The organism is Aeromonas sp. 604176 (assembly GCF_049170755.1).
In the GTDB taxonomy this organism is placed as follows: Bacteria; Pseudomonadota; Gammaproteobacteria; order Enterobacterales; family Aeromonadaceae; genus Aeromonas; species Aeromonas veronii_A.
In genome coordinates, this window is record NZ_JAAKNE010000234.1 from 1 (window position 1) to 1,858 (window position 1,858).

The following is a 1,858-nucleotide window of genomic DNA, read 5'->3' on the forward strand; positions in this document are numbered from 1 at the left end:
TCGCCCTCTTCCATGCCCAGCTTCTTCATCATGCCGGTCACGCGATCGGAGGCGAAGATCCGCATCAGGGTATCTTCCATGGAGAGGTAGAAACGGGAGGAACCCGGATCACCCTGACGACCGGAACGGCCGCGCAGCTGGTTGTCGATACGACGGGATTCGTGACGCTCGGTGCCGATAATGTGCAGACCACCAGCGGCCAGCACCGCATCGTGACGCACCTGCCAGGCGGCTTTCAGCTCGGCAATCTGCTCGCTGGTCGGGTTCTCCAGCTTGGCAAGCTCTGCCTGCCAGTTGCCGCCCAACACAATGTCGGTACCACGACCGGCCATGTTGGTGGCGATAGTGACCGCGCCAGTCTGACCGGCCTGGGCGACGATCTCCGCTTCCATGGCGTGGAACTTGGCGTTCAGCACTTTGTGCGGGATCTTCTCCTTGGTCAGGATGCCGGAGAGCAGCTCGGAGTTCTCGATAGAGACGGTACCAACCAGTACAGGCTGGCCCTTGGCCACGCACTGACGGATATCTTCGATGATGGCGGCATACTTCTCATTGGCGGTCAGGTAGACCAGATCGCCCATGTCTTTGCGCACCATCGGCTTGTTGGTCGGGATAACCACGGTATCCAGGCCATAAATCTGCTGGAATTCAAAGGCTTCGGTATCCGCAGTACCTGTCATCCCCGCCAGCTTGTTGTAGAGGCGGAAGTAGTTCTGGAAGGTGATGGATGCCAGTGTCTGGTTCTCGTTCTGGATCTTCACCCCTTCCTTCGCTTCAACGGCCTGATGCAGACCATCGGACCAGCGACGGCCCGGCATGGTACGGCCGGTGTGCTCGTCGACGATGACGATCTCGTCTTTCTGGACGATGTAGTCCACGTTGCGCTCGAACAGGGTGTGAGCACGCAGACCCGCATTGACGTGGTGCAGCAGGCTGATGTTGGAGGCAGAGAACAGCGAGTCGTTCTCGTCCAGCAGCCCCTCTTTCTTGAGCAGCTCTTCCACGAAGATCTGACCGTTTTCGGTCAGCAGCGCCTGACGGTTCTTCTCGTCCACCGTGTAGTGACCGTCACCGGTGTACTCTTCGGTGTCTTCCTTGTCCTGTTTGACCAGCAGCGGGATCAGTTTGTTGACGCGGATATAGAGCTCGGAGCTGTCTTCGGCCGGACCGGAGATGATCAGCGGAGTACGGGCTTCATCGATAAGCACCGAGTCCACCTCATCCACCAGCGCGTAGTTGAGCGGACGCTGTACGCGCTGCTCTGGCGAGAACGCCATGTTGTCGCGCAGGTAGTCAAAACCGAATTCGTTGTTGGTACCGTAGGTAATGTCGGCTGCGTAGGCGTCACGCTTCTGGGATGCATCCATACCGGGCACGTTGCAATCGACGGTCATGCCTAGGAAGGCAAACAGCGGGCGGTTCGCCTCCGCATCACGCTTGGCCAAATAGTCGTTCACCGTCACGACGTGCACACCGCGGCCACTCAGGGCGTTCAGATAAGCTGGCAGAGTCGCAGTAAGAGTCTTACCTTCACCGGTTTTCATTTCCGCGATACGGTTGGAGTTCAGCACCATGCCGCCGATCAGCTGCACGTCGAAGTGACGCATGCCAAACACCCGCTTGGAGGCTTCACGCACGGTCGCGAACGCTTCCGGCAGCAACTGCTCCAGGGTCTCACCCTGCTCGATACGCTGACGATATTCAGCCGTTTTGGCCTGCAACTCGGCATCGGACAGAGCCTCGAACTGCGGCTCCATGGCATTGATCTGTTTTACAATTTTGCGCAAAGCCTTGAGCGTTCTGTCGTTCCGGCTGCCGATAATCTTGGTAAGCAGTGTGCTAATCATGGGTACCAACT

Annotated in this window: 1 protein-coding gene; it reads right to left on the reverse strand. The window is 58.2% G+C overall.

Annotated features, from left to right (window positions below):
- Window positions 1-1,847 (reverse strand): preprotein translocase subunit SecA (gene secA, locus G5358_RS20945; RefSeq protein ID WP_421324867.1); only part of this gene is annotated, 1,847 nt, incomplete at its 3' end.
- Window positions 1,848-1,858 lie beyond the last annotated feature (11 nt).